The following is a 25696-nucleotide window of genomic DNA, read 5'->3' on the forward strand; positions in this document are numbered from 1 at the left end:
TTGACCGCTTGGTTTGCCGATGGAAGCTGCACAGATCATTGTTCTCGTGGCCCCGCTGTTTTTTCTGCTGATCGGGGTGGAGTATTGGGTGGGGCGGCGCCGTGGCCGCAATGCCTACCGACTCAATGATGCGCTAAGCAGCATCGGGCTCGGCATGGTCAGCCAATTGGTGGGCGGCCTGACCAAGCTGTTCACGCTGGGCATCTATGTCTGGGTTTACGAGCACTGGGCCTTGCTGCCCGGTTTGTCCAAGGACTCCCTGATGGTCTGGGGTTTGGGCCTGCTGATCTACGACTTCCTCTATTACTGGCATCACCGCTTCGGTCATACGGTGGCCTTGTTCTGGGCGGCTCATGCCGTGCATCACCAGAGTGAGGACTACAACCTGTCCACCGCCCTGCGCCAAACCAGCAGTGGCTGGCTGGCGGGCTGGATCTTCTACCTTCCCATGGCCTTGATCGGCTTCCCGCCCCTGGTCTTTGTGGTGGTGGCCTTGATCGACCTGCTGTATCAATACTGGGTCCACACCCAGCAGATCGGCCGTTTGGGCTGGTTTGACCGCTGGTTCTGCTCGCCCTCTAACCACCGCGTTCATCACGCCGTCAACGACCCCTATCTGGACCGGAACTATGGTGGCATCCTGATTTTGTGGGACCGTCTCTTCGGTAGTTTTCAGGAAGAGCTGGACGAGGAGCCCTGTGTTTATGGGACAAGAGACGCCTTGCAAAGCTGGAATCCCTGGGTCGCCAACTGGCATGTCTACGGCTTCTTGCTGAAAAAAACAGCAGCGACGCCAGGCTTGATCAACAAGCTGAGGGTCTGGTGGGAGCCTGCGCACTGGCAGCCGCCGGGAGTCGCTGCCGCCAAGAGCGAGGCCTATGACCCCAGGGCGCAACAGCGCTATGACCCCCAGGTGTCGCCCCTGCGCCGCCGCTTGGCCAGCCTGTTGTTTGTGCTGGTCTTGGGCCTGACCAGCTGGGGTTTGTGGCAGGCGCATCTGCTGACTTGGTGGCAGCAGGCCGAGGTCTTGGCGGTGGTGATGGTGGGTTTGTGGGCGGTCTCCCGGCTGTGCAGCAGAGCGACTCAAACCGTCTCGTCGAGTCAAACCAAGCCCGCCTGATCCAGGTCTAAATCAAGGCCAGGCAAGTGCTGAAGCGCATGGCCAGGGGTGTATCAGATAAGTGTTGCAATTTCGCGTCGAATGATTTGGCGCCGAACTACGGACTTCTATACTCGCTCCACATTGCGCTCAAAGACCGGGCATTGAAGCCCAGCACAAACTTAACTCACAAAGGTAAACGATGAAAAAGATCGCTCTCGTGGCAGCTCTGGCCGCCGTCGCAGCTCCCGCAGCATTCGCTCAAAGCTCGGTCACCCTGTGGGGCCGTATCAACACCTCGGTTGAAAGCCAAAAGGTTGCAGACCAAGACCGCAAGGCCGTTGTGCAGAACAACTCTTCGCGTCTGGGCTTCAAGGGCACCGAAGATCTGGGTGGCGGTTTGAAGGCTAGCTTCCTGCTGGAACACGGTCTGAATTCCGATGACGGCAAGGCTACCAACACCGCCTTCTGGAATCGTGAAGCCGCTGTGCAATTGAGCGGCAGCTTCGGTACCGTCAAGCTGGGCCGTTGGACCAATGGTTCCTACTTTGCTACGGCCGACTATGTGTCCATGCACAACCATGACACCGGCACCTCTTCCGACGCGCTGTACTCTGGCGTGGGCTGGACCGAATCCAACAAGGTCGGCTACTTCACCCCCAACTACGGCGGCTTCACCGCTGAAATCACCGCTCACGCGGGTGAAAACGTCGACAAGCGCGCTTTCGACCTGTCGGCTAACTACGACCAAGGTCCTCTGCACCTGGGTTTTGGCTACAGCAACCAAGGCGATGCCAACCAGTACGCCATCCGCGGCTTGTATGAGCTGGGCGCTTTCACCTTCGGTGGCTACTACCAGCGTGAAGACATCGGTACCGGCGCCAAGCCGACCCGCAATATCGGCCGCGTCTCCGCTATGTACACCATGGGCGCTTCCGAGTTCCACGTGAACGTCGGTGGTACCGAGTCTGGCGGCGCTTATGGTTCCAATGGCGCCAAGCAATACACCCTGGGTTACAACTACAACCTGAGCAAGCGCACCAAGGTGTACGGTTTCTACACCGCCATCGACAGCACCGCTAACAACAAGGTCGGCGATTTTGACTCTGTGGCTGTTGGCGTCCGCCACAACTTCTGATCGATTTCGAACAGATGCAAAAAAGCGACCTTCGGGTCGCTTTTTTTGTGTCGGCGTGACTGCGGAAGAACTCAGTAGCACGGCCCTTTGAGTGGGTCGTTACTTACTCCTCGAACAGCTGTCCAGCCACCTTGGGCGGTGTCACCCCCAGATGGCGAAAGGCTGCCAAGGTGGCGACCCGGCCGCGCGGCGTGCGTTGCAGATAGCCTTGCTGGATCAGATAGGGTTCGATCACGTCCTCGATGGTGCCGGCCTCTTCGCCGATGGCGGCGGCCACGTTCTCCAGGCCCACGGGCCCGCCGTCAAAGCGGTGCACAATGGCTTCCAGCAGCTTGCGGTCCATCAGATCGAAGCCCTGCGGGTCCACGTCCAGCATGGCCAAGGCCTTGTCGGCCACGCTCTTGCCGATATGGCCGTTACTTTTCACCTCGGCGTAGTCGCGCACCCGACGCAGCAGGCGGTTGGCGATACGCGGTGTGCCGCGTGAGCGGCGAGCAATCTCCAAGGCGCCTTCGGCGTCGATGGGCGTGTTGAGCAGGGCGGCCGAGCGCGTCACGATGCGCTGCAATTCCAGCGCGGTATAGAACTCCAGCCGCGCCACGATGCCGAAGCGGTCGCGCAAGGGGTTGGTCAGCATGCCGGCTCGGGTGGTGGCACCGACCAGGGTGAAGGGTTGCAGATCCAGTTTGATGGATCTGGCGGCCGGACCCTCGCCAATCATGATGTCGATTTGATAGTCCTCCAGCGCGGGGTAGAGGATTTCCTCCACCACCGGCGAAAGCCTGTGTATCTCATCGATGAAGAGCACATCGTTCTTCTCAAGATTGGTCAGGATGGCGGCCAGATCCTTGGGCTTTTCCAGCACCGGCCCGGAGGTCTGGCGCAGATTGACGCCCAACTCCGCGGCAATGATGTGGGACAGCGTGGTCTTGCCCAGGCCCGGCGGACCGAAGAGCAGCACATGATCCATGGCCTCATCGCGTTTGCGGGCCGCGCCGATGAAGATCTCCAACTGCTCGCGGGCCTTGGTCTGGCCCACATACTCATCCAGCAGCTTAGGACGCAGGGCCCGCTCGATGGCCTCTTCTTTGGGCGAGGTGGGGGCGGCGCTGATGACGCGCTGCTGCTGCGGCGCGCTGGCGAAATCGTCGGTCTGGATGCTCATGCGTCTGGATTATCGCGACAAGGACTTCAAGGCCAGCTTGATGCCATCGCTAACGCCCACATCCGGCGGCAAGGCTTTCAAGGCCAGGCCTGCCTCTTTCTCGCTATAGCCCAGGGCGATCAAGGCCTGCAGGATATCGGCCTGATTGTCATTGCTGAGGGTCAGCGGCGAGGCTAGATCGGCGCCCAGCTTGCCTTTTAGTTCCAGCAGCAGGCGCTCGGCCGTTTTCTTGCCGATGCCGGGCACCTTGACCAGGCGTGCCACCTCTTGCCTTGTCACCGCCTGGCCCAGTTCCGCGACCGACAAGCCCGACAAGAGACTCAAGGCCATCTTGGGCCCGACGCCGGTGATCTTGATGAGTTGCCGGAAGGCGCCGCGCTCTTCGCTGCTCAGGAACCCGAACAGGATCTGCGCATCCTCCCGCACCACGAAATGGGTCAGCAGGCTGACCTTCTCGCCCAGGCCGGGCAGGTTGTAGAAGGTGCTCATGGGCACGTCGACTTCGTAGCCGACGCCCTGGACATCGACGAGGACTTGCGGGGGCGATTTTTCCGCGATGACGCCAGTGAGTCTGCCTATCATCGCTTGATTATCGGGTCGTTCCTGGCGGGCCGAAGCGGGGCGTTCAGTTCCTGCCGAACAGGCCCAGGCGCTGGGCTTCCAAAGCGGCTTCGGCACGCGAAGACACATTGAGCTTGCGGTAGATTTGCTTCACATAGTCGGCGATGGTGTGGCGGGACAAGCCCAGCTGCACGCCGATCTCCGGCAAGGTGTAGCCCTTGGCCACGCGCAAGAGCACCTCGGTTTCGCGGTCGGTGAGCGAGACTTCATGCAGCACGGCCGCAACCTGTGGGCGCTTTTGGTTAGCGAAATGCGCGATCACCTTGCGTGCGATGGAGGGTGACAGCGGCGGCTCGCCCTGGCTCATGCGCTGCAGCTGCTCAAACAGCAGCTCGCGCGACTGCTCTTTCAGCAGATAGCCGAAGGCGCCGGCTTGCAGGGCGGGGAAGAGATGCTCGTCGTCGTCGTGGATGGTGACGATGACGGACTGCACCTCGGGCTGTTTTTCGCGCAAGGCGGCGATCACATCCACGCCCGAGCCGTCGGGCAGGCCCAGGTCCAGCAAGGCCAGGGTGAAGCGCTGGCTGTTCACCAAGGCCAGGGCATCTTGCACGCGCGAGCATTCGGTGATTTGAGCGTTGGAGAACACCTGTTTCACCAAGGCCTTCAACCAGGCGCGAATTTCAGGAATGTCTTCAAGCAGAAGGATGTGGTCCATGGTCGTTTTGCTTCCTGTGAGGGCGCGCGGCCGGCGCTCGGTCTTTCGTTCGAGGTCTGGTTTCAGGCGGAGCAGCGGGCAGCGCAAAGTTCGTCGCTTGCCAACGGTAAGGCTTTATCGGCCCGCCGCCTAGCTGCCTGAAGCAGCAAGCCGGGAATTGTCGTCGCTAGCGGCGGTTTCGGTGCAGATTCAGAGCGGAATCGTGAGACGAATCACGGTTCCCCAGCCGGGGCCGGACTCCACCAGGCATTGACCATGCATCTGCTTGGCGCGCGACTTCATGCTGGCCATGCCGTGGCCGCGGTCCAGGCGTCCGTCCAATTCGGCGGGTATGCCCTGGCCGTTGTCCTGGATGACGACCAGGAAGTCGCCGTCCTGCACATTGCAGCTGATGGTGCAGTGGGTACCACCGCTGTGCTTGATGATATTGCTGACGGCCTCGCGGAAGATGCGTGTGGTTTGCACGTAAGCCCGCGCCGGCAGGGTGTGGACCACATCCTCGGCCGGGGCCTTCCACTCGGCCAGGATATTGGCCTGACCCAGGCGTGACACCACCTCGGCCCGCCAGTCTCCCAGCGCGTCCAGCAGTTGCACCGGCTTGCCGGTGAGGCCGCGTACCGACAAGCGCATCTCTTCCAGCGCCTCGCGGGCCAGGGTGGAGATGCGGTCCGATTCGCTAGTATGGACGATGGTCAGCAGCTTGGCGCCCAGGTCGTCATGCAGATCGGCGGCGATGCGCTTGCGTTCGCGCTCGGTCACCTGCTCCAGCTTTTGTTCCACCGTGCCGGCAAAGCTGCGCTCCATCTCGGCTACTTTCTCGGCCATGCCTTGCTCGATTTGCACCTGACGCAGATCGCTGTCGCGCCGGGCGCGCGCAAAGCTGGCCACGAACTGCAGGCCCAGGGCGATCATCAGCACCGGCTGAGCCAGCACCAGCCACACCGTCCAGGCGGGCAGCAGGGGCAGCATGGCCAGTGCTTGGTCGCCCAGCATGGCCAGGCAGCACAGACCGATCAGGGCGCTTAGCTTGAGCAGATCGGCGCGCTCCTTGGCCGGGACCGGGGTGATCGCTTGCAGCGAAGTCCAGCGCTGGCGCAGATACCAGGCCAGCAGGACGACCAACTCCAGCGTCAAGGCGGCATGCCAGATGCGGGCCAGGGCGAAGTCGCTGAAAAATCCCGCGATCAACACGCAGGCCGGCGCCACGAATACCTGCCACCACAGCGCCTGCTCCAGGCGGGGCAGAGGCTTGTCCAGTTGGCGGGTCAGATAGTGCATGCCAAACATCACCACCAGGGCCAGCATCAGCAGAATCACCGCCTGCAGCCACAGCGCAGGCGCCACGGTGGCGAAACGCAGGACTTGATAGGCCACGCCGGCCAGCATCATGCTGCCCAGACAGCTGACCTGCGATTCACGCGGATAGAGGCGGGCGATGATCTCCGCCGTAATGCTCAAAATCAGCAGCATGCCAAGCAGCCATTGATGCGCTTGCAGGGCCGAGAAGCCCAGCTGCAGCTGCATGGGCTCGCCCCCGCCGCTGGCGGCTTGCGACCAGCCAGCAACGGGCCAGAGCAGGGCCGCAAGCAGCAGGCTTGCGCCGGCGGCAAGACCTATCGGATTGAAACGGCGCAGCCATCCCATCTGCCCCGTCCCCGCATGATTCGATGTGCGTTTTTGCATGAGGGGCGATTGTGCAGTAGCGGGGGCACGGCTGGAACTCCCCAGAGTCGATGGCTTTTCACCCGCCAGCGACAATAGTGACTTTCTTGGATTTGATTGAGAAAGTGCTGACGTGATTCTTCGCCACGAGTTTGCCCCGGTCGACAACCGGCGCCTGGCCCATTTGTGCGGCAGTCTGGACGAGCATCTGCGCCAGATCGAGCTGGCCCTGGGTCTGCGCATCACGCGTCAGCATGAGCGCTTCCGCATCGATGGCCTCAAGGCTGCGGCCGAGCGCGGCCTGCTCTTGTTGCAGACCTTGTATGAACGAGCGCGCCGCTCGATTCCGCCCGAGACTTTGCAGCTGGCGATTGCCGAAGCCGCCGGTGAGGTGGCGGCGGCGGCAGTCAAGGGCCGCAGCAAACGTGCGGCAGCGATGGTGAGCCCCACCCTGCCTAGCGAGGAACAGCCCTTGGTGCTGCGCACCCGACGCAGCGATTTGGCGGGCCGCACGCCCCGTCAACATGAGTATCTGCGCCACATCATGGCGCATGACATCACCTTCGGCCTGGGGCCGGCTGGCACGGGCAAGACCTATCTGGCCGTGGCTTGCGCGGTGGATGCGCTGGAGCGCAGCAGCGTGCAGCGCATCATCCTGACCCGCCCGGCGGTGGAGGCCGGCGAGCGCCTGGGTTTCTTGCCCGGCGATTTGACGGCCAAGGTTGACCCCTATCTGCGCCCTTTGTATGACGCGCTTTACGATCTGATGGGTTTTGATCGCGTCACCAAGGCCTTTGAGAAAGGCCAACTGGAAGTGGCCCCCCTGGCCTTTATGCGTGGCCGCACGCTCAACCATGCCTTCGTGATTCTGGACGAGGCGCAGAACACCACGCCCGAGCAGATGAAGATGTTCCTGACCCGCATCGGCTTTGGCAGCAAATGCGTGGTCACCGGCGACACCAGCCAGGTCGATCTGCCCAAGGGCATGACCAGCGGCTTGGTGGATGCCGAGCGGGTGCTGGCCAAGGTCAAGGGCATTGCCATGACCCGCTTCACCAGCGCAGATGTTGTGCGTCACCCCCTGGTGGCGCGGATTGTGGAAGCCTATGAGGCACGCTCGGCCATGCTGGCCAAGCTGTCGGCCCGAAATGATGGAGGTGCTGCATGAGCCAGCCCGAGTTGAGTTTGTCCCTGCAGTTTGCCGACCCGCGCCACCGCGCCCTGCTGCCGCGCCACAAGGTGGCGCGCTGGATCCGTGCGGCTCTGGAGTTGCCCGGCGAGATCACGGTGCGCATCGTCGGCGCCGAGGAAGGCCAGCGCTTGAATGCCGAGTTTCGCGCCAAGGACTACGCCACCAATGTGCTGACCTTTGACTACAGCGCCGAGCCAGTGGTGTGTGCCGACCTGGTCATCTGCGCCGAGGTGGTGGAGCGTGAGGCCGCCGAGGCCAAGTTGGACATTGCTGCCCACTACGCCCATATGCTGGTCCATGGCACCCTGCATGCGCAGGGTTATGACCACGAGGAAGACGACGAGGCCGAATGCATGGAAGCGCGGGAGAGCGAGATCCTGCAAGGCCTGGGCTTTGCCGACCCCTACGCGATTACTAACTGAAACTAATGGCGGCTGCTTAAATAGCGCTTGCGCCAGAAGAACAGCCCCAAGCTGAGGCCCACGGCCAGCATCAGGCCAAAAGCGACCCAGAAGCCGGCGGCCTTGTGAATCAAGGGCAGGCCGTCGAAGTTCATGCCGAAGATGCCGGTGATCAGGTTCAGCGGCAGAAAGATGGCGGTCAGCACCGTCAGCGTGCGCATGATGCTGTTGGTCCGGTGCCCAAGGGCCGAGAAATGCATCTGCACCGCGGCCTCGGAGGAGGACTCCAGCCGGCGCACATGGGTCAGCACCCGCTCGATATGTTCCAGCACATCGCGTGAGCGCACCCGCAGCAGCTCGCGCTCACGGCGCACTTGGGGATCCTCGCTCAGCGGCCATTCGTCCAAAGCGTCTATCCATTCCTGGATGGCGCTGCGCTGGTCCTCGCTGATTTCCTCCAGACGGTGCAAGGCATCGCGCGAGGCCAGCAGCAGAGACCAGTTGTCGAAATGGCTGTGTGCATCCATCAACTCGCGCTGCAAACTGCCCAGATGGCGGCTCAGCAGGCGGCGCAGCTCCAGATAGTTGTCCACCGTGTGATTGACCATGCGCAGCATCAGCTCGGCCGGGCTGGTGGGCAGGCGGGCGCTGCCGCGCAGATCGCGGCCCTCGGTGAGGTGGCCCAGCTTGTCGGCGAAGAAGTCGCGCACCACGCAGTCGGCCGGGTGGACCGAGATCAGCACATGGTCGAAGACCGCGAAGCCTATGGGGCTGGTGTCGATGGCGTTCAAGGCCTGGGCCGCCGCGCTGGCGCTGGGTGCTTGCTCGTCCGCCAGCAAATTCTCCGAGCCCGGCAGGGCCGCCAAGCGGCGGAACACGATCAGGTCATACCAGGAGGTGTAGTCAAAGTGCGAGGGCAGCTGGGCATTGATCAGATCGGAGACATGCAGATCCACCAACTGCCCGCAGTCCCAGCGCTGCAGTTTTTGCTGCACCTCGCTGAAGCGTTGTTCAAACTCGGGCCGGGCGTAACTGGCCCACAGAAAGCCCTCGGAGGGCAGGTCTGCGGGTAGCTGACCCAGTTCGATGAAACGGTCACCGTGGATGTGGAAGAAGCGCATGTTTCAGTGCTCAACGCTCAGCGCTTGAGCAGACGGGCGGCTTCCAGCGCGAAGTAAGTCAGCACGCCATCGGCGCCGGCGCGCTTGAAGGCCAGCAAAGACTCCATCATCACCGCGTCGTGATCCAGCCAGCCATTGGCGGCTGCCGCCTTGATCATGGCGTATTCGCCGCTGACTTGGTAGGCAAAGGTCGGCACATGGAACTCGTCCTTGACCCGGCGCACGATGTCCAGGTAAGGCATGCCGGGCTTGACCATCACCATGTCCGCGCCCTCGGCGATGTCCAGCGCCACCTCGCGCAAGGCCTCATCGCTGTTGCCGGGGTCCATCTGATAGGTCTTTTTATCGGCCTTGCCCAGATTGCCGGCCGAGCCCACCGCGTCGCGGAAGGGGCCGTAAAAGGCGCTGGCGTACTTGGCGCTGTAGGCCATGATGCGGGTGTGGATGTGGCCCTTGGCCTCCAGTGCCTGGCGGATGGCGCCGATGCGGCCGTCCATCATGTCGCTGGGCGCCACAAAGTCCACGCCGGCCTCGGCCTGCACCAGGGCTTGGGCGGTCAGCATCTCCACCGTGCGATCGTTGATGATGTAGCCCTTCTCGTCCAGCACGCCGTCCTGGCCATGGCTGGTGAAGGGGTCCAGGGCCACATCGGTCAGGATGCCCAGCTGCGGCGCATGCGCCTTGAGGGCACGCACCACGCGCGGAATCAAACCATCGGGGTTGGTGGCCTCGCTGCCATCGGGCGTCTTCAGCGAGGCGTCGATGACGGGGAACAGGGCCAGCACCGGAATGCCCAGGCTCACACACTCGTCCGCCACCTTGAGCAAATGATCCAGGCTCAGGCGCGACACGCCGGGCATGGACAGCACGGGCTCCACCCGGTCCTGACCCTCATGCACAAACACCGGCAGGATCAGATCGTTGCAGCTGACCGCGTGCTCGCGCACCAGGGCGCGGGTGAAGGCATCAAAGCGCAGACGACGGGGGCGGCTGGCTGGGAAGGGGGCGGGTTTGGCAGCGGTCATGGTGTTGGGTTGGCGCAGAAATTGGGGGCTCGGAAGGGCCGCTCAACAGGCCTATCGTCGCTCACCGAACTGAGGGGGTTGAGCCTGATTTCAGGGGCAAAATGCTCAATCTAAGCAATTGTCCGTACGTTCGCAGCTGTATCAATTCTGTTAATATTGACTCCGAATGATAGCCGCAAGGTCGTCGTTCCCTGCTTTTCCTCCCTGAGCAGGAGCCTTAGCGTGATGACAGCGATAAGGCTTTAGCGCCCCGGCTTTTGGCCGGGGCTTTTTTTTGCCCGGACCTTGCTGGCTTGCGGCTTGCTGCCCAGATCTTCGCTCAGAACCAGCGGGTTTTCCCATGCCCGCATAATGGGCCCATGCTCTGGATCAAAGCCTTTCACATCGTCTTCGTCGCGAGCTGGTTCGCCGGCCTGTTCTATCTGCCGCGGCTTTTCGTCAATCTGGCCATGGTACCGACCGAGAGCCATGCCGAGCGCGAGCGCTTGCTGCTGATGGCGCACAAGCTCTACCGCTTCAGCACTTTGTTGATGGTGCCGGCGCTGCTGCTGGGTTCGGTGCTTTGGTTGTACTACGGCATTGGTCGTGGCCCCGGCAATTACTGGATGCACGCCAAGCTGGGCCTGGTGCTGCTGGTCGGCGGCTACCACCATGCTTGTGGGCGCATCCTGCACCGCTTTGAGACCTTGACGAACAAGCGCCCGCATCGCTGGTACCGCTTCTTCAACGAGGTGTCGGTGCTGATGTTTGCGGCCATCGTGATTCTGGTGGTGGTGAAGCCTTTCTAAGCGAGGCCGGGACTTGAATATGGTGCGTCGGCAAAGTTCCGCCACCTGGCTGCTGTTGGCCTATCTGGCCCTGATCGTCTACGCCAGTCTCTACCCCTTCTGGCCCTGGACCTGGCCGCCAGGCATGGCCTTGCGCGACCTGATCGGCCTGCCCTGGCCCAAGTATTTCGGCAATTTCGATATGCAGGCCAATGCCCTGGGCTATGCGCCCCTGGGTCTCCTGGGCTTGGCCGCGGGCCTGCGCAGCGGCCTGAGTCTGCGGGGCGCCTTGTTGCTGGGCTTGCTGCCGGCGCCCGCCTTGTCCTTCCTGCTGGAGACCTTGCAGTTCTTTCTGCCGGGGCGGGTGCCGTCCTCGCTGGACTGGCTTTTGAATGTGGGCGGGGCCTGGATGGGCGTCTTGCTAGGCCTTTTGCTGAATCATTTTGGAGGCCTGCGACGCTGGCATGAGTTGCGGGCCTATTGGTTCCAGCCGCATTGCGCGGGCGCCCTGGCCTTGCTGGCCTTGTGGCCGGTGGGCCTGCTGTTCCCGACGCCGGTTCCCCTGGGTCTGGGTCAGTGGCTGCCGCGTCTGCAAAGCCTGGCGGTGAGTGCGCTGGAGGACACCCCCTGGGCCCTGCAGTGGGCCGAGGATGCCGATGTTGCTTTGGACATGGCGCGCGCGCTGCCGCCCGGCGTGGAGGCCATCATCATTGCCCTGGGCCTGCTGGCGCCCAGCCTGCTGGCGCTGGCCGTAGCCCAGCGTGGTTGGCGTCGCCTGTGGCTGGTCATGGGCTTCTTGAGCTTGGGCATGTTGACGACGGCTTTGTCCACGGCCATGAACTTCGGACCTCAACATGCCTGGGCCTGGCTGACGCTGGCAAGCTGGCCGGGTCTCGCTGCGGGGGTGATCCTGGCGGCCTTGGCCTTGTTGCTGCCGCGGCGTCTGTGTGCGGCCTTCGGCCTCTTGGTTTTGTGTGCCTTGATCGCCCTGATCAATCAAGCGCCTACCAGCCCCTATTTGCACATGAGTCTGCAGGCCTGGGAGCAAGGGCGTTTCATCAATCTTTACGGCCTGGCGCAATGGATTGGTTGGGTCTGGCCCTTTGCCTCTATCGCCTGGTTGCTGACCCTGATCGGCCGCCGAAGCCTTTGAGCGCCCAGGGTTTTAACAAGCGCCTGCCTACAATCAAGCCATGAGCTATTTCGAACGCCACATCTTCTTCTGCCTCAACCAACGCGAGAACGGCGACAACAGCTGCGCGCAACATGGGGCTCAACAGGGCTTTGATCATTGCAAGGCGCGGGTGCGCGAGTTGGAGCTGGGCGGTGTGGGCGCCGTGCGGGTCAACAAGGCCGGTTGCCTGGATCGCTGCGCCGGTGGCCCGGTGGCGGTGGTCTACCCCGAAGCGGTTTGGTACAGCTATGTGGACAACAGCGATATCGACGAAATCGTCGAGAAGCACTTGAAGCAAGGTGAGGTGGTGGAGCGCTTGCGCCTGCCCGATCACATCGGCCGCTGAGTGTCTGTGCTGGCTATGAATTCACGCACCCAAAAGACGCTCATCGCGGGCCCTGCCGGCGCGATTGAATGCGCCATCGATTTGCCTGCCGAGGAGCAGGCGACGACGGGCATGGCCCTGATCTGCCACCCCAACCCGACCCAGGGTGGCACCATGGACAACAAGGTGGTGCAGACCGTCGCTCGCGCTTGTGTGCAGATGGGTTTGCGCGCCGTGCGATTCAACTTCCGTGGCATCGGCAAGTCCGAAGGTGCTTGGGATGAAGGCCGTGGTGAGATCGACGATGCCCTGGCCGTGCTGCAAGCCCTGCGCCAGGCGGATGAGCCTCTGCTGCTGGCAGGCTTCTCCTTCGGCGGCTATGTGGCTTCGCAAGCGGCCTTGCGTTTGCCTGAAGGCCTGCGTGCCCGCCGCCTGCTGCTGGTGGCACCGGCCACCAGCCGATTTGACACGGCCGCCGTGCCCGCCAATACCTTGGTGATCCACGGCGAACAAGACGATGTGGTCCCGCTCAGCTCCGTGATGGACTGGGCGAGGCCGCAATCCCTGCCCATCACCGTGGTCCCCGGTGTTGGGCATTTTTTCCACGGGCAGCTCCCGCTGCTCAAAAGCATTGTGCTGGGTGCCTGGCCGGCCTGAACGGCGGACGGACGCGCGGCCCTCTTTGCTTTACTGTCCCTGAGACCTTCCCTGATGAAACGACTGATTGCCCTCGTGCTGGCCGCTGCCAGTGTCTTTAGCGCCGCCTCCGCCCAGGCTCAAGCGCCGCAAGCGCCCGAGCTGGCCGCCCGCAGCTATCTGCTGCTGGACATGACCGCCAACCGCGTGCTGACCGAGTACGACGCCGACAAGCCGAACGACCCGGCATCGCTGACCAAGCTGATGACGGCCTATATCGTCTTTGGCGCTCTGCGCGACAAGAAGCTGACGCTGGAGCAGACCCTGCCCGTGTCCAAGCGCGCCTGGGATGAGCGCAAGGGCGATCCTTCGCTGATGTTTATCGACACCACCATGAGCCCGAAGGTCGATGAGCTGCTGCGCGGCATGATCATCCAGTCTGGCAATGATGCCTCGGTCGCCCTGGCCGAAGGTGTGGCCGGCTCGGTGGAGCAGTTCGTCGCGATGATGAATCGCCAGGCCCAGGCCTGGGGCTTGAAGAACACCGAGTTCAAGAACCCCACCGGCATGACCGAGCCTGGCCATAAGAGCAGCGCGCGCGATCTGTCGGTGATTGCCGCCAATCTGATTCGCGACTTCCCCGAGCACTACAGCTACTACTCGCAGAAGGACTTCACCTTCAACAAGATCCGCCAGGAGAACCGCAATCTGCTGCTGCGCCGTGACCCCACGGTGGACGGCTTGAAGACAGGCTTCACCGATGCTGCCGGCTATTGCCTGATTTCCAGCGCCCAGCGTGACTTTCCGAATGGCAAGCGTCGCCTGCTGAGCGTGGTGATGGGCACGGCCTCCAAGGAAGCCCGCGCCAGCGAAAGCCAGAAGCTGCTGAACTGGGGCTACACCAGCTTTGACGCCGTGCGCCTGTTTGACAAGGATCAGGCAATCGCCACCGTGCCGGTCTGGAAGGGCGCAGCGCCCCAAGCCAAGCTGGGCGCAGCGGGTGCCGTCTTCGTGGCCGTGCCGCGTGGCGATGGCGCCAAGCTGCAGACCAAGGTGGAGCGTACCGACCCCCTGGTCGCACCGCTGACCAAGGGCCAGCGTGTGGGCACCGTCAAGATTTCCACCACGGCCGGCGTGCCGGTGGCCGAAGTGCCCCTGATCGTGCAGGAAGCCGTGCCGCAGGCAGGCATCTTTGGCCGCGCTTGGGATGCTTTGCGGCTTTGGATTAAGTAAAACCACGGCGCTTCGGCGTAAGCTCATGCGCTGGAACAAGGGCTTTGTGAGGATCAGCGCATGAGCAATCAAAAGCAAGCGAGTGGAGTTGGCAGCCTGCCCGCGGTGGACTGCTACCTCAACGGCGAGTTCACACCCTTGGCCGAGGCCAAGGTGTCGGTAATGGACCGGGGCTTCATCTTTGGTGATGGGGTCTACGAAATGTTGCCGGTTTATGAGCGACGCTTGTTCCGCTTTGAGGCGCATATGGACCGGCTGGAACGCAGCCTGGCCAAGTTGCGCATCGCCAGCCCCTTGCTGCGCGCCGAATGGCTGGGCGTTGCTCGCCAGCTGATCGAAGGCGTGGGCGCCGATGATCAATGGGTCTATTTGCAGGTGACGCGGGGCGTGGCGCCGCGCAACCATGTGATGCCCGCCGACATCACGCCCACCGTGTTTGCCTACAGCACGCCGGCCCGTTGGCCCTGCGCCGAGGAGCGCCATCAGGGCGTGGCCTGCGTCACCTCGCGGGACTTTCGCTGGGAGCGCGGCGACATCAAGAGCACCTCGCTCTTGGGCAATGTGTTGGCACGGCAGATCTCGGCCGATCAAGACGCGAGCGAAACCATTCTCTTGCGCGATGGCTTTCTGACCGAGGCCTCGGCCTCCAATGTCTGGATCGTCAAGGAAGGTGCCTTGCTGGGTCCGCCCAAGAGCGAGCATGTGCTGGAAGGCATACGCGTCGAGTTGCTGCGTGAGCTATGTGAAGACATCGGTGTGGGCTTCAATCTGCGCCCCATCTCCGAGCTGGAGTTGCTGAGTGCCGATGAGATCATCCTCAGCTCGGCCACCAAGGAAGTGCTGGCCGTCACTCAGCTGGATCACCAGCCGGTCGGGCATGGCGCTCTGCATGGCAAGCCCGGCCCGGTGTATGCGCGCTTGTACGAGGCCTATCAGGCGGCCAAGCGCAGGCAATCCATCTGAATTTAACGAGTTATTTGTATGAGCAAGACGATTCCCCCTCAACTGCCGGAGATTCCCCCCGAGCAGTCCCTGATCGAATACCCCTCGCGTTTCCCCATCAAGGTGATGGGCGCGCATGTGGAGGGTTATGTGGAGGCCGTGGTGGCCGTAGCCAAGCAGTTCGATCCCGAGTTTGATCCGGCCACCGTTGAGACCCGCCCCAGCAAGGCCGGCAACTATCTGGGCGTGACCGTCACCGTCACCGCCACCAGCCGCGAGCAGCTCGACGAGCTCTACCGCACCCTCAGCACCCACCCCATGGTCAAAGTGGTGCTTTGACGGCGTCTTCGCCTGTTTGGGGCGCTGCCACCGAGCCCAGCCTTGCGTCCACCTCCTTGAGCTTGAAGGGCGCCGCCTCATCGCCATTGGCTGCGGCGATCTCGTACCAGTAGCGCGCCAGGCGCAGGTCCGGCGCTAAGCCCAGGCCTGTCTCGTACATGGAGGCCAGCAGGTACTGCGCCCCTACATCCCCGCCGTTCGCCGCCGCCCGGAACCAATGCGCGGCCTGCACCTCGTTCTTGGCGATGCCGCGCCCAAGATAGAAAGCGGTGGCCAGGGCGACCTGGGCATCGACGCTGCCATGCTCGGCGGCGCGCGCATACCAGCGATTGGCCTGCGCCAGATCTGATTTGCCGGTCTTGGACTGCAGCCCCATCTCGTAAAACTGCCCCAAGGCTAGCTCGGCCCGTACCAGGCGGTGGGCGGCGGCACGCTCTAGCAGGCGGCGGGCTTTTTGGGGCTCGGGCTGGGGCAGCTCTGCGCGCAGATGCATCATGGCCAGGTTGTAGTCGGCCAGGGGGAGCTGCTGGGCGGACAAGCCCTGGAACAGCTGGGCTGCCGTTTTGCTGTCCCCCGCTTCGTAGGCCGCCAGCGCTTGGGCCATAGTGTCGGCACGGCTTGGCGTCATGGCCATGAGGCTGATGCAAAGCGCCAGCAGGAGGGGCGACAAGGCGGCAGTTTTTTTCATGGCGTTTCCTGGTGCAAAGTTTGGCAGGGTTGAAGACTAGCTGGCTTTGAGTCGCCCCAGGAGGCGCAGGCCTTACAGGCTGCGAGCTACCATTGCGCCCATGATTCTTGTGAAAACTCTGGGCCTGGTGGACTATGCGGCCACGGTGGAGGCCATGCGCAGCTTCACCGAGACCCGCGGACCCGAGACGCCCGATGAAATCTGGCTTTGCGAACACCCGCCCACCTACACCCAGGGCCTGGCCGGCAAGGCCGACCATGTGTTGAACAGCGCCGGCATCCCGGTGGTGCAAACCAACCGGGGCGGGCAGGTGACGTACCACGGCCCTGGCCAGGTGGTGGCCTACCCCCTGATCAATCTGCAGCGTGCTGGCTACTTTGTGCGCGAGTACGTGTTTCGCCTCGAGGCGGCGGTGATCCAGACCCTGGAGACCTTTGGCATCACCGGCCATCGCGTGGCGGGTGCGCCCGGTATTTATGTGCGCCTGGACGAGCCCGGCGCTCACGCCGCGCTGACCGGACCGGCCGATCCTTTGGACCCGTTTCGTGGCCTGGGCAAAGTGGCGGCCCTGGGCATCAAGGTCAGCCGGCACTGCACGTATCACGGCGTGGCCCTCAATGTGGACATGGATTTGAAGCCCTTCCAAGGCATCAATCCCTGTGGCTATGCGGGGCTGGCGACGGTGGACCTCGTTACACTTGGGGTTTGTGCGGAGTGGGCCCTGGTGGCCCAGCGTTTCGGTGAGCGCCTTGGCGCCCAGCTGGAACGCTGAGATCCGAGGCCTCCAAAAGAGGCGGGAACCGAGGCGGTAACGAGGCAAAAATGGCCAGCGACAACATCACCCATGAACTGAAAACTGGCGAGGCCTACGATGCCAGCGCCAAGCAAAAGGCGCAAGCCAAGACGGCCCGCATCCCGATCAAGATCGTGCCGGCCGAGATGCTGAAGAAGCCGGACTGGATCCGCGTCAAGGCCGGTTCGCCCTCGACCCGTTTCTACGAGATCAAGCAGATTCTGCGTGAGCACAAGCTGCACACCGTCTGCGAAGAGGCTTCTTGCCCGAATATCGGCGAGTGCTTCGGCAAGGGCACGGCCACCTTCATGATCATGGGTGACAAGTGCACCCGCCGCTGCCCCTTCTGCGATGTGGGCCATGGCCGCCCCGACCCCTTGGACGCCGATGAGCCCGTCAATCTGGCCAAGACCATCGCAGCCTTGAAGCTCAAGTATGTGGTGATCACCAGCGTGGATCGCGACGACTTGCGTGACGGTGGCGCCGGCCATTTCGCCGAGTGCATCCGCCAGGTGCGTGAGCTGAGCCCCACCACTCAGATCGAGGTCTTGGTGCCCGACTTCCGTGGCCGCATGGACCGGGCCCTGGACATCTTGCGCGCCGCGCCGCCCGATGTGATGAACCACAATCTGGAAACCGCACCCCGTCTGTACAAGGAAGCGCGCCCGGGTTCCGACTACCAATTCAGCCTGAATCTGCTCAAGCGTTTCAAGGAAGAAGTGCCCCATGTGCCGACCAAGAGCGGCATCATGGTGGGCCTGGGTGAAACGGACGAAGAGATTCTGCAAGTCATGCGTGATATGCGTGAACACAATATCGACATGCTGACCATCGGCCAGTACCTGGCGCCCTCGGGCCACCACCTGCCGGTGCGCCGCTATGTGCACCCCGACACCTTCAAGATGTTCGAGACCGAGGCCTACAAAATGGGCTTCAGCCATGCGGCCGTGGGCGCTATGGTGCGCTCCAGCTATCACGCCGACCACCAGGCCGAACTTGCCACGCAAGCGATTGACGCGGCCGCCGCGAAGTAAATAGCAGCCCCGCTAAAACAGACAAGCCGCTGAGGTCCGAGGACCTCAGCGGCTTGTTTTATTTGGGGGCTGCCAGCGAGCGAGCGGGTGGGCTTGTTTCAGCTCTCGGCCAGCAGTTTCTCCACCAGGCTGTGCAGGGCCACGAAATCGGGTTCGCCCACATAGCGTTTGACGATTTCACCGCGCTTATTGATCAAAAACGTGGTCGGTGTGAGCTGCACCTTGCCGAATTGCTTGGCGATCTCGCCGGTGTTGTCGATGGCGACGCCAAATGGCAGGCGGCGGCTTTCGGCGAAATTGGCCACAAAGGCCGGTGGGTCGTAGCTCATGGCCACGGCCAGGGTGTCGAAACCGCGGGCCTTGAATTTCTCGTGGGTGGCGATGATCTCGGGCATCTCCTTGACGCAGGTCGTGCAGCTCGTGGCCCAGAAGTTTACCAACATGACCTTGCCCGTCCACTGGCTGGAGTCGCGCTTGACGCCGTCCAGCAAGACATAGCTGACCGGCGGTGCCTGTTCGCCCTTGCCCAGGTTTTGGCTGGCCCAGAAGCCGCCGCCCGCGAGCGCGGCCAGGAGCAGAGCCGGGGCTATCCATCGAGTTGCATTCATGGCCTGCAGTTTAGCGTGCGGTCAATTCAGAACTCTTTTGACAGTTCGAACAGCAGCACCGAGGGCAGGGCATCCACCAGATGCTGGCGTGAGATGCGAGCCAGGCCGTCGGCGGTGGCCGTGGAGAGCTGGGTCATATGCGGGTCGGGCATGACCTCGATAAAGCTGAAGCTCGGCACCTCGCGCATCACGTCTTCGAACAGCAGGTCGAAGTCGGGGCCACGCAAAGCACTTTCAAACACGATGGCATGCGGCAGGCCTTCGGCGCAGAACTGGGTTGCTTCTTCCATGCCTCCCACCACGTCCACGATCAAGCCCATATGCTGCACGGCGGCCTGGATCTGTACCCGTAGATCGCGGGTCTGGGCAATGATGAGGACGTGGCTGCCGGCCAGGGGCTTGGAGTTGCTGGAAGGCATGTAGTCCTGCGGGCGCTCGGGCTCCCAGCGTGCCTCACGCGGCACGATATCGCCGGACAGGCCCGGCTCATCACCGACCGTGTGGGGGAACTCCAGGGTCAGCACGGTGATGCCGGCCTCGTCTTCGCGCAGGGGCAGCACACCCATGGTGATGGCGGTCTGCTCCACCAAGCGCCAGCGCAGGGAGTTGAGGGCCTCGGGCATTTCCTTGCTGCGCGGGTCGTCGCTCATCTCCAGAGAACGATGGGCGAAGCGGCAGACCAGGCGCGCCTTGGCCGGCCAGGAGGTCAGATCCAGGCGCAGGTCGATGGAGGAGTGGGTGTTGGCCAGGGCCCAGTCCATCAAGGCGTTCAGCAGGCCGAAGAGCAGGGACCCATCGGCCATCACTTCGATGGGCTTCAAGACCTGGCGGACTTGAATGCCGCGCGACTGGGTTTCACGGCTGCGCTGGGTCAGCACGCCGCGCAGGATCTGGGTCAGATGCAGGCGCTCGCGCGTCAGGCGCAGGCGGCCCGAGGCCAAGCGGGCCAGTTGCTGGCCCATCATGCCGGCCTCACGGGCTTGGGTGACGCTGTCGCGCAGGGCGCGCAGATTTTGGCGGTCGATCTGGCCGGTGCTGACCAGACCGTGAATGCGTTCCAGGGCCGAACTCAGGGGGCCGGCGATCTCCGCACCCAAGAGCTGCACGATCTCGCCCCACTGCGTGTGGCTGGGACCAGCGGCCACGTCATTGGCAGCGGCAGGGCTGGCAAGTGCTTGAGTATTGGGTTGCGTTGGCTTGACCATGCGTGGTGGAACTCTGCAGGAAAACCATTGTGAAGTGGAGGACTGGGTGGCGGCATCCCCGCAGCGCCTCGATGGTCATCGTGATGCTGGTCAGCGTCCATCCCTCGATCCGGGGGAACTTGACGTCAGCTCATTTTGCCGTCTGATCAATGCGAATTTTTTCACGAAGCCCTCTTTTCAAGCGACGATCTGATCACGGATGAGTTGCTCCACCTCCGCTGGCGTCAGCCCGGCCTCGCTCAGCAACTCGCGCGTGTGCTGCCCCAGCAGTGGCGGCGGATGGCGATAGCTCACCGGCGTGGCCGACAGCTTGATGGGGTTGGCCACCAGCTTCAAGCCCTCACTCAGCGGATGTGCCATGGCCACCGTCATCTTCCGTGCTTGTACCTGTGAATCGGCGAAAGTTTCGGCCAAGTTGTTGATCGCACCACAGGGTACTTTTGCCTTTTCCAGGTCGGCCAGCCAGCTGTTGCGCGGCCTTGTCTTCAGGGCCGCGGCAATCAGTGGCACCAGTTCGTCCCGGTGACGCACGCGCTGGGCATTGCTTTGGAAGCGCGGATCGGCCGCCCACTCGGCGTGGCCGGCGATTTCGCTGAACTTGGCGAACTGGCCGTCATTGCCCACGGCGACGATCAGATGCCCGTCACTGGCTTCGAAGACCTGGTAGGGCACGATGTTCTGATGGGCATTGCCCATGCGGCCGGGTGCCTTGCCGGTGCAGAGGTAGTTGGCACCCAGATTGGCCAGCATGGCGACCTGGGTGTCCAGCAAGGCCATGTCTATGGTCTGACCTTGGCCGGTGGCGTCGCGGTGGCGCAGGGCCGCCAGGATGGCCACGGTGGCGTAGAGCCCGGTGAACAGATCGGCCACGGCGACGCCCACTTTTTGCGGGCCGCCGCCGGGCAGGTCGTCGCGCTCGCCGGTCACGCTCATCAGGCCGCCCATGCCTTGGATGGCGTAGTCGTAGCCGGCACGATCCTTGTAGGGCCCGGTCTGACCGAAGCCAGTGATGGAGCAGACGACCAGGCCAGGGTTCTCCGCCTGCAGGGTTTGGGCGTCCAGGCCGTAGCGGGCCAGATCGCCGACCTTGAAGTTCTCGACCAAGACATCGACCTTTGCGGCCAGCTTGCGGATCAAGGCCTGGCCTTGCGCAGAAGCGATGTCAATGGCGATGGAGCGCTTGTTGCGATTGGCGCCAAGGTAGTAGGCGGCTTCGCTGGTGTCGGCGCCGTCCGCGTCCTTCAGATAGGGCGGGCCCCAGGCGCGGGTGTCGTCGCCGCTGCCAGGGCGCTCCACCTTGATCACATCGGCGCCCAGGTCGGCCAGAGTCTGGGTGCACCAGGGGCCGGCCAGGACGCGGGACAGGTCCAGCACCCGCACACCGGCCAGTGAGAGGGCGGACGCGGCCGGGTTTTGCGTTTCGTTTGAGCTTGTCTGCATGCGATTGATTGTGCTTCAGGCCTTGCGGCGCCTGCCTCCGATAATGCCCGCATGAAAACGCGCACGCATGCTTCTTGGAATGTTCTGGCCGGTCCGAAGAGGCGGTGGGCCTTGCTGCTGGCCGCCGCTCTGACGGCCGCTTGTTCGCCCGGCTTGGATTGGCGCGAAGCGAGGCCCGAGGGCTCGAATGCCCGCCTGCTCTTCCCCTGCAAGCCCGAGATGCATCAACGCGCCGCCACGCCCGAGGCGCCGGCCGCCATGGGCTTGGCTCAATGCAAGGCGGCGGGTGCGACCTTTGCCTTGTCCTGGGCTCAGGTGGCGGAGCCTGCGCAAATTGGGCCGGCCTTGCAAGGCATGCGCGAGAGCCTAGTCAGCAAGCTCTCCGCTCAGGCGGGTGATTTGACTGCGGTACAAATAGCCGGCATGACGCCCAGCCCCTTTGCCCAGCAGCAGACCTTGAGTGCCGCAGGCCAGGTCGCTCAGCTGGCCGTGTTCACTCGCGGGCAGCAGGTCTACCAGGCCTTGATGCTGGGCCCCAAGGCCGACCCGCGCGCCTGGCAGAGCTTTGTGGAGTCCATCAAGTTGGGCGACGCCCCTTGAGCCTTCGGCATGCCTTGTCTTACGGCCGCCGCATTTCCATGACTTTTGCATGCCCCTGAAGGCTTGGGTGGCACGCGCACCCTTGATAATCCTCCCATGTCCGGACTCCTCGTCATCGCTCACTCCCCCCTGGCCTCCGCGCTCAAAGCCGTGGCCGAGCACACCTTCCCGCATTGCGCGCCGCAGCTGTCGGTGCTGGATGTGACGCCCGAGATGTCGGTGGAGGCCATTGAAGCGGCCGCGCGTGAGCACCTGGCGGCTGCCGGTCATGCGCAAAACCTCATCCTCACCGACGTGTTTGGCGCCTCGCCGCACAATGCCGCCCTGCGTTTGGCGGGTGAGTCGGTACGGGTGGTTTGTGGTGTTAATGCGCCGATGTTGTGGCGTTCGCTCTGTTATGCCAAAGAGCCCTTGGATGTGCTGGCCCGCCGCGCCGTGGATGGCGGGATCGCCGGCATCATGTTGTGCGGCGATGCGCCGCTGAACCCTTCTTCCGAGTCCTGAACCTTCATGATCAAAAGCACTTTGACCATCAGCAACAAGCTTGGGCTGCATGCTCGCGCCTCCGCCAAGCTGACCAAGCTGGCTGGCTCTTTCCAATGTGAGGTGTTCATGAGCCGCAACAGCCGCCGCGTCAATGCCAAGAGCATCATGGGCGTGATGATGTTGGCCGCTGGCCTGGGCTCCCAGGTGGAGCTGGAAACCGAAGGCCCGGACGAACAAGCCGCCCACGAGGCGTTGACCGCGCTGGTGAACGACAAGTTCGGCGAAGGGCAGTAAGCAGACTGCCCTTCCGCACGCGAGCGCACTTCACTCCATGAAGTGGCGGCGGTAGCGCGCAGGCAGATCCTGGATGCGCATCATCATTGGCAGATCGGCCGTGTTGAAGTCGGGATCCCAGGCCGGCGCGCCCAGGATGCGTGCGCCGCAGCGCAGATAGCCCTTGATCAACGGTGGGGCTTCGACGGCCATGTCATGGCGTAAATCATCCACCGGCAATGGCAGGCGGGGACGCACCTGCCATTCGATGCTGGCCAGATGTGTTTTTTCTAGCTGCTTCCACAAGCTGGCGGCGAAGTGGCCGCCATCTCGCATGCTGACGCTGGCGCAGCCGATCATGGTGTCCAGCTCATTGCGCAACATGAACTCGGCCAGCGCGCCCCACAAGGCCATGATGGCCCCGCCCGAACGGTGTTCGGGATGGATGCAGGAGCGGCCCAATTCCACCATGCGCTCACGCAAGCTGCGCAGGCGAGTCAGGTCAAACTCGGTTGCGCTGTACAAGCCGCCGGCGCGTTTGGCCGCGGCCGGGGTCAAGACCCGGTAGGTGCCAATCACCTTGCCTTGGCTGCCATCGTGCTTGATCTCACGCACCAGCAGGTGCTCACAAAAGGCGTCGAAGGCGTCGATGTCCAAACCCTTGGGTGAACCGTTGGGCAGGCTCAGTCTTGCGCCCATTTCTTCGGCAAAGACTTTGTAGCGCAGGCGTTGGGCTTCACGGACCTCGGCCTCGTCACGGGCCCAGCTCACATGCAGGCGTGGCGCAGCGTGGTTTGCCGCAGGCGTACGGCGCGGCGCGTTGCCGACGCTGGCATCGGAAAAGGGCAGGGTGGGCATTGGAATATCCCGCATGGACAGCCTCGTGCAGTCGTTGATCGCCAGTAAATGCTCGGGCTTGGGCGTGACGCGGGCGTGACTCGCGCATGACGAATCCATGACGCGAAGGCTGAGTCTCAGTGGCTGCTAAAGTCGGTGCATGAGCTTTCAGGTCTTTGGCATCCCGGTATCGCGTGGCGTGGCCATTGGTCGCGCTGTTTTGGTCGCGTCCAGTCGTGTCGACGTGGCGCATTACTTCATTGCCGACGGCGCAGTGGATGCCGAGATTCAGCGCGTGCTCAATGCGCGCGATGAGGTGGCGCTGGAGTTCGAGACACTCAAGCAGGATCTGCCGGCCGACGCTCCGCACGAACTGGCCGCCCTGCTAGACGTCCACCTGATGCTGCTGCACGACGAGGCCCTGATCGGGGCCACCAAGCAGTGGATCATTGACCGCCGCTACAACGCCGAATGGGCTTTCTCCGCGCAGCTGGAAGTGCTGGCTCGTCAGTTCGATGAGATGGAGGACGACTATCTGCGCGAGCGCAAGGCTGATCTGGAGCAGGTGGTCGAGCGGGTTTTGAGTTCGCTGGCGCGTGAGCAGGGGCGTGTGCCCACCGATGCGGCCAGCGTGGTGCAGCGTGACTTCGCCGGTGAAGACCCCTTGCTGCTGGTGGCTGCTGATATTGCGCCTGCCGACATGATGCAGTTCAAGCGCAGCGTGTTCCACGGTTTCATCACCGATATTGGCGGCAAGACCTCGCACACCGCCATCGTGGCGCGCAGCATGGACATTCCAGCCATCGTTGGCACGCGGGAAGCCTCGCGCCTGATTCGGCAGGATGATTGGGTCATCATCGACGGCGATGCCGGCGCGGTGATCGTCAACCCCTCACCCATCATGCTGGAGGAATACCGTTTCCGTCAGCGGCAAAGCGAGCTGGAGCGCGCCCGCCTGGCGCGGCTGCGACACACCCCGGCCGTGACGCTGGATGGTGAGCGGGTGGAATTGCACGCCAATATTGAATTGCCGGTGGACGCCGTGGCTGCCGTTGAGGCCGGTGCAACCGGCGTGGGTTTGTTCCGCAGCGAATTTCTATTCATGAATCGCGGCGGCGAGTTGCCGGGTGAGGATGAGCAGTTTTTGGCCTACCGTGCCGCCGTCGAGGCCATGCGCGGCATGCCGGTGACCATACGCACGGTGGACGTGGGCGCCGACAAGCCCTTGGATCGCATGAGTGCCAGCGAGTTGCGGCACGAGCATGTGCTGAATCCGGCCATGGGCTTGCGGGCAATCCGCTGGAGCCTGGCGGAGCCCAGTATGTTCCGCCAGCAATTGCGCGCCATTTACCGCGCCAGTGCCTTCGGCAAGGTTAGGCTGCTGATCCCCATGGTCGCGCACCTGAGTGAAATCCGGCAGATTCTTGAGTCGATCAAAAAGGTTCAGCAGCAATTGACCGATGCGGGCCGCGCCTTCACCAAGGTCGATCTTGGGGTGATGATCGAAATTCCTGCCGCCGCCGTGATGCTGCCCTTGCTGCTTCAGCATGTGGACTTCGTGTCCATCGGCACCAATGACTTGATTCAATACACCTTGGCCATTGATCGCGCCGATGAGGCCGTGGCGCATCTGTATGACCCCTGGCATCCGGCAGTGATGCATTTGCTCAGCCAATCCATTGCCCAATCGCGGGCTGCGGGCAAGTCTGTCAGTGTTTGTGGCGAGATGGCGGGTGATCCTGCCTTCACTGATATTCTCCTGGCGATGGGCTTGCGTAGTTTCTCCATGCATCCGTCCCAGATCCCCTCGGTCAAGCAGCGCATATTGCGGGCCGATGCGTCGCGGCTGGCACGGTTGATGCCTGATCTGCTGGTGAGTGAGGATCCTCAGCGGGACGCTGAGCTGGCCTTCAGTCTTCAAAAGGGCGCAGCCAAGTCCTGAGTCACGCCGAATTCGGTGTCGAGCGTGCCTGGGCTTAGCCCCGTTCTTTGCTTCATTGCTACCCGCCCGGGCTCGCGCAGACGCCTTCCCTACGAATGGCTTGGAGCTATTCTTGATTCTTGCTGTTTCCCCATGAAATCCTGTGCTACAGTAGAGGGCTTCGCTGCTAGCAAGTCTTCTGTTTCGGAAACGAGCAAAGGCAGGCGGTGAAGATAAGAAGTGAGTGGAAAGCGTCGAAAACAAATTGTTTAAAACGCTTGACGAGTTTGAGGAAAACAAGTCATAATCCCGC

At 62.9% G+C, this 25696-nt stretch carries 28 protein-coding genes; 17 read left to right on the top strand and 11 right to left on the bottom strand.

From position 1 onward, the window contains the following. The first annotated feature begins 19 nt into the window (after positions 1–19). Positions 20–1120: a sterol desaturase family protein gene (locus DBR47_RS22930; RefSeq protein ID WP_124454527.1), complete on the top strand. Its 1101-nt coding sequence runs from the start codon at positions 20–22 to the stop codon at positions 1118–1120. Positions 1121–1301: 181 nt separating this feature from the next. Next, entirely contained in the window at positions 1302–2237 is a 936-nt protein-coding gene (locus DBR47_RS22935) for a porin (RefSeq protein WP_124454529.1), read from the top strand. Between the two features lie 103 nt (positions 2238–2340). Here the strand turns inward: DBR47_RS22935 and ruvB are convergent, their stop codons facing one another. From ruvB to DBR47_RS22955, 4 genes are all read right to left on the bottom strand, one after another. After that, complete coding sequence (ruvB, locus tag DBR47_RS22940) at positions 2341–3402, bottom strand: Holliday junction branch migration DNA helicase RuvB (protein WP_124454531.1); 1062 nt, start codon at positions 3400–3402, stop codon at positions 2341–2343. A 9-nt stretch (positions 3403–3411) separates the two neighbouring features. Beyond that, a complete protein-coding gene (gene ruvA, locus DBR47_RS22945) occupies positions 3412–3984 on the bottom strand; it encodes a Holliday junction branch migration protein RuvA (RefSeq protein ID WP_124454533.1) in 573 nt (190 codons plus the stop codon). Between the two features lie 43 nt (positions 3985–4027). Further along, a complete protein-coding gene (locus DBR47_RS22950) occupies positions 4028–4681 on the bottom strand; it encodes a response regulator transcription factor (protein ID WP_124454535.1) in 654 nt (217 codons plus the stop codon). A 189-nt stretch (positions 4682–4870) separates the two neighbouring features. Further along, a complete protein-coding gene (locus DBR47_RS22955) occupies positions 4871–6364 on the bottom strand; it encodes a sensor histidine kinase (RefSeq protein ID WP_231512465.1) in 1494 nt (497 codons plus the stop codon). Between the two features lie 112 nt (positions 6365–6476). On the opposite strand from DBR47_RS22955, the gene DBR47_RS22960 reads away from it, so the two are divergent. Together DBR47_RS22960 and ybeY are read left to right on the top strand one after the other, a co-directional pair. Further along, positions 6477–7511: a PhoH family protein gene (locus tag DBR47_RS22960; RefSeq protein WP_124454540.1), complete on the top strand. Its 1035-nt coding sequence runs from the start codon at positions 6477–6479 to the stop codon at positions 7509–7511. Beyond that, positions 7508–7957 carry an rRNA maturation RNase YbeY gene (gene ybeY, locus DBR47_RS22965; protein ID WP_124454542.1) on the top strand — a complete coding sequence of 150 codons (450 nt, stop codon included), beginning with the start codon at positions 7508–7510 and terminating at the stop codon, positions 7955–7957. Before DBR47_RS22960 ends, ybeY begins: the two co-directional genes overlap by 4 nt. Before the next feature lie 2 nt (positions 7958–7959). Here ybeY and DBR47_RS22970 read toward each other — a convergent pair whose 3' ends face one another. Together DBR47_RS22970 and hemB are read right to left on the bottom strand one after the other, a co-directional pair. Continuing rightward, positions 7960–9057 carry a magnesium transporter CorA family protein gene (locus tag DBR47_RS22970; RefSeq protein WP_124454544.1) on the bottom strand — a complete coding sequence of 366 codons (1098 nt, stop codon included), beginning with the start codon at positions 9055–9057 and terminating at the stop codon, positions 7960–7962. A gap of 17 nt (positions 9058–9074) precedes the next feature. Then, on the bottom strand, positions 9075–10082 hold the full coding sequence (gene hemB, locus DBR47_RS22975) for a porphobilinogen synthase (RefSeq protein ID WP_124454546.1): 1008 nt from the start codon (positions 10080–10082) through the stop codon (positions 9075–9077). Between the two features lie 359 nt (positions 10083–10441). Between hemB and DBR47_RS22980 the strand changes: the two genes are divergently transcribed. The 7 genes from DBR47_RS22980 to DBR47_RS23010 are packed head-to-tail and all read left to right on the top strand — an operon-like array spanning position 10442 to position 15498. Then, positions 10442–10870 (top strand): CopD family protein, encoded by a 429-nt coding sequence (locus tag DBR47_RS22980; protein ID WP_124454548.1) that lies wholly within the window; start codon positions 10442–10444, stop codon positions 10868–10870. Positions 10871–10889: 19 nt separating this feature from the next. Next, positions 10890–12002, top strand: coding sequence for a VanZ family protein (locus tag DBR47_RS22985; RefSeq protein ID WP_231512467.1), 1113 nt, complete (start codon positions 10890–10892; stop codon positions 12000–12002). Between the two features lie 40 nt (positions 12003–12042). Continuing rightward, complete coding sequence (locus DBR47_RS22990) at positions 12043–12369, top strand: ferredoxin (RefSeq protein WP_124454552.1); 327 nt, start codon at positions 12043–12045, stop codon at positions 12367–12369. A 15-nt stretch (positions 12370–12384) separates the two neighbouring features. Beyond that, positions 12385–13005 carry an alpha/beta hydrolase gene (locus tag DBR47_RS22995; RefSeq protein ID WP_124454554.1) on the top strand — a complete coding sequence of 207 codons (621 nt, stop codon included), beginning with the start codon at positions 12385–12387 and terminating at the stop codon, positions 13003–13005. Between the two features lie 54 nt (positions 13006–13059). After that, on the top strand, positions 13060–14217 hold the full coding sequence (locus tag DBR47_RS23000) for a D-alanyl-D-alanine carboxypeptidase family protein (RefSeq protein ID WP_124454556.1): 1158 nt from the start codon (positions 13060–13062) through the stop codon (positions 14215–14217). 60 nt (positions 14218–14277) lie between these two features. After that, positions 14278–15180: a D-amino acid aminotransferase gene (locus DBR47_RS23005; RefSeq protein WP_124454558.1), complete on the top strand. Its 903-nt coding sequence runs from the start codon at positions 14278–14280 to the stop codon at positions 15178–15180. 18 nt (positions 15181–15198) lie between these two features. Beyond that, positions 15199–15498, top strand: a complete 300-nt coding sequence (locus DBR47_RS23010; protein WP_197047239.1) for a YbeD family protein — start codon at positions 15199–15201, stop codon at positions 15496–15498. Here the strand turns inward: DBR47_RS23010 and DBR47_RS23015 are convergent. After that, positions 15482–16186 carry a tetratricopeptide repeat protein gene (locus DBR47_RS23015; protein ID WP_124454560.1) on the bottom strand — a complete coding sequence of 235 codons (705 nt, stop codon included), beginning with the start codon at positions 16184–16186 and terminating at the stop codon, positions 15482–15484. The two genes, DBR47_RS23010 and DBR47_RS23015, sit on opposite strands and share 17 nt — an antisense overlap. A gap of 100 nt (positions 16187–16286) precedes the next feature. Between DBR47_RS23015 and lipB the strand changes: the two genes are divergently transcribed. Both lipB and lipA read left to right on the top strand, forming a co-directional pair. Next, entirely contained in the window at positions 16287–16958 is a 672-nt protein-coding gene (gene lipB / locus DBR47_RS23020; RefSeq protein WP_124454562.1) for a lipoyl(octanoyl) transferase LipB, read from the top strand. Positions 16959–17008: 50 nt separating this feature from the next. Then, positions 17009–18013: a lipoyl synthase gene (gene lipA / locus DBR47_RS23025; protein ID WP_124454564.1), complete on the top strand. Its 1005-nt coding sequence runs from the start codon at positions 17009–17011 to the stop codon at positions 18011–18013. Between the two features lie 98 nt (positions 18014–18111). On the opposite strand, the gene DBR47_RS23030 is transcribed toward lipA, so the two are convergent. The 3 genes from DBR47_RS23030 to DBR47_RS23040 all read right to left on the bottom strand — a co-directional run bounded on the left by DBR47_RS23030 (position 18112) and on the right by DBR47_RS23040 (position 21266). Then, a complete protein-coding gene (locus DBR47_RS23030; RefSeq protein WP_124454567.1) occupies positions 18112–18621 on the bottom strand; it encodes a peroxiredoxin in 510 nt (169 codons plus the stop codon). A 26-nt stretch (positions 18622–18647) separates the two neighbouring features. Beyond that, positions 18648–19826, bottom strand: a complete 1179-nt coding sequence (locus DBR47_RS23035; protein WP_124454569.1) for a hypothetical protein — start codon at positions 19824–19826, stop codon at positions 18648–18650. Positions 19827–20003: 177 nt separating this feature from the next. Next, on the bottom strand, positions 20004–21266 hold the full coding sequence (locus DBR47_RS23040; RefSeq protein WP_124454571.1) for a CaiB/BaiF CoA-transferase family protein: 1263 nt from the start codon (positions 21264–21266) through the stop codon (positions 20004–20006). Positions 21267–21317: 51 nt separating this feature from the next. Here DBR47_RS23040 and DBR47_RS23045 point away from each other — a divergent pair, with 51 nt between their 5' ends. The 3 genes from DBR47_RS23045 to DBR47_RS23055 all read left to right on the top strand — a co-directional run bounded on the left by DBR47_RS23045 (position 21318) and on the right by DBR47_RS23055 (position 22646). Then, positions 21318–21866 (top strand): hypothetical protein, encoded by a 549-nt coding sequence (locus tag DBR47_RS23045; RefSeq protein ID WP_124454573.1) that lies wholly within the window; start codon positions 21318–21320, stop codon positions 21864–21866. 96 nt (positions 21867–21962) lie between these two features. Continuing rightward, the gene (locus DBR47_RS23050) at positions 21963–22370 is read left to right on the top strand and encodes a PTS sugar transporter subunit IIA (RefSeq protein ID WP_124454575.1); all 408 of its coding nucleotides are present in this window, start codon (positions 21963–21965) and stop codon (positions 22368–22370) included. A gap of 6 nt (positions 22371–22376) precedes the next feature. Next, positions 22377–22646, top strand: coding sequence for an HPr family phosphocarrier protein (locus DBR47_RS23055; protein ID WP_124454577.1), 270 nt, complete (start codon positions 22377–22379; stop codon positions 22644–22646). Positions 22647–22676: 30 nt separating this feature from the next. Here DBR47_RS23055 and DBR47_RS23060 read toward each other — a convergent pair whose 3' ends face one another. Further along, positions 22677–23498, bottom strand: coding sequence for a GNAT family N-acetyltransferase (locus DBR47_RS23060; protein WP_124454587.1), 822 nt, complete (start codon positions 23496–23498; stop codon positions 22677–22679). Positions 23499–23622: 124 nt separating this feature from the next. On the opposite strand from DBR47_RS23060, the gene ptsP reads away from it, so the two are divergent. Beyond that, complete coding sequence (gene ptsP / locus DBR47_RS23065; protein WP_124454580.1) at positions 23623–25404, top strand: phosphoenolpyruvate--protein phosphotransferase; 1782 nt, start codon at positions 23623–23625, stop codon at positions 25402–25404. Positions 25405–25696: the final 292 nt, after the last annotated feature.

The sequence above is a fragment of the Paucibacter sp. KBW04 genome (assembly GCF_003852425.1).
Taxonomy (GTDB): domain Bacteria; phylum Pseudomonadota; class Gammaproteobacteria; order Burkholderiales; family Burkholderiaceae_C; genus Paucibacter_A.

Bases quoted from the DNA above. Each gene is read 5' to 3' on its own strand.
- DBR47_RS22985 (WP_231512467.1), top strand. From the start codon at position 10,890: ATGGTGCGTCGGCAAAGTTCCGCCACCTGGCTGCTGTTGGCCTATCTG.
- DBR47_RS22930 (WP_124454527.1), top strand. From the start codon at position 20: ATGGAAGCTGCACAGATCATTGTTCTCGTGGCCCCGCTGTTTTTTCTG.
- DBR47_RS23040 (WP_124454571.1), bottom strand. From the start codon at position 21,266: ATGCAGACAAGCTCAAACGAAACGCAAAACCCGGCCGCGTCCGCCCTC.
- DBR47_RS22970 (WP_124454544.1), bottom strand. From the start codon at position 9,057: ATGCGCTTCTTCCACATCCACGGTGACCGTTTCATCGAACTGGGTCAG.
- ruvA (WP_124454533.1), bottom strand. From the start codon at position 3,984: ATGATAGGCAGACTCACTGGCGTCATCGCGGAAAAATCGCCCCCGCAA.
- ybeY (WP_124454542.1), top strand. From the start codon at position 7,508: ATGAGCCAGCCCGAGTTGAGTTTGTCCCTGCAGTTTGCCGACCCGCGC.
- DBR47_RS23045 (WP_124454573.1), top strand. From the start codon at position 21,318: ATGAAAACGCGCACGCATGCTTCTTGGAATGTTCTGGCCGGTCCGAAG.
- DBR47_RS23060 (WP_124454587.1), bottom strand. From the start codon at position 23,498: ATGCGGGATATTCCAATGCCCACCCTGCCCTTTTCCGATGCCAGCGTC.
- hemB (WP_124454546.1), bottom strand. From the start codon at position 10,082: ATGACCGCTGCCAAACCCGCCCCCTTCCCAGCCAGCCGCCCCCGTCGT.
- DBR47_RS23005 (WP_124454558.1), top strand. From the start codon at position 14,278: ATGAGCAATCAAAAGCAAGCGAGTGGAGTTGGCAGCCTGCCCGCGGTG.
- DBR47_RS23035 (WP_124454569.1), bottom strand. From the start codon at position 19,826: ATGGTCAAGCCAACGCAACCCAATACTCAAGCACTTGCCAGCCCTGCC.
- DBR47_RS22935 (WP_124454529.1), top strand. From the start codon at position 1,302: ATGAAAAAGATCGCTCTCGTGGCAGCTCTGGCCGCCGTCGCAGCTCCC.
- DBR47_RS23010 (WP_197047239.1), top strand. From the start codon at position 15,199: ATGAGCAAGACGATTCCCCCTCAACTGCCGGAGATTCCCCCCGAGCAG.
- DBR47_RS23055 (WP_124454577.1), top strand. From the start codon at position 22,377: ATGATCAAAAGCACTTTGACCATCAGCAACAAGCTTGGGCTGCATGCT.
- DBR47_RS22955 (WP_231512465.1), bottom strand. From the start codon at position 6,364: ATGCAAAAACGCACATCGAATCATGCGGGGACGGGGCAGATGGGATGG.
- DBR47_RS23030 (WP_124454567.1), bottom strand. From the start codon at position 18,621: ATGAATGCAACTCGATGGATAGCCCCGGCTCTGCTCCTGGCCGCGCTC.
- DBR47_RS22950 (WP_124454535.1), bottom strand. From the start codon at position 4,681: ATGGACCACATCCTTCTGCTTGAAGACATTCCTGAAATTCGCGCCTGG.
- lipB (WP_124454562.1), top strand. From the start codon at position 16,287: ATGATTCTTGTGAAAACTCTGGGCCTGGTGGACTATGCGGCCACGGTG.
- DBR47_RS23000 (WP_124454556.1), top strand. From the start codon at position 13,060: ATGAAACGACTGATTGCCCTCGTGCTGGCCGCTGCCAGTGTCTTTAGC.
- DBR47_RS22980 (WP_124454548.1), top strand. From the start codon at position 10,442: ATGCTCTGGATCAAAGCCTTTCACATCGTCTTCGTCGCGAGCTGGTTC.
- ptsP (WP_124454580.1), top strand. From the start codon at position 23,623: ATGAGCTTTCAGGTCTTTGGCATCCCGGTATCGCGTGGCGTGGCCATT.
- ruvB (WP_124454531.1), bottom strand. From the start codon at position 3,402: ATGAGCATCCAGACCGACGATTTCGCCAGCGCGCCGCAGCAGCAGCGC.
- DBR47_RS22990 (WP_124454552.1), top strand. From the start codon at position 12,043: ATGAGCTATTTCGAACGCCACATCTTCTTCTGCCTCAACCAACGCGAG.
- DBR47_RS22995 (WP_124454554.1), top strand. From the start codon at position 12,385: ATGAATTCACGCACCCAAAAGACGCTCATCGCGGGCCCTGCCGGCGCG.
- DBR47_RS23015 (WP_124454560.1), bottom strand. From the start codon at position 16,186: ATGAAAAAAACTGCCGCCTTGTCGCCCCTCCTGCTGGCGCTTTGCATC.
- lipA (WP_124454564.1), top strand. From the start codon at position 17,009: ATGGCCAGCGACAACATCACCCATGAACTGAAAACTGGCGAGGCCTAC.
- DBR47_RS23050 (WP_124454575.1), top strand. From the start codon at position 21,963: ATGTCCGGACTCCTCGTCATCGCTCACTCCCCCCTGGCCTCCGCGCTC.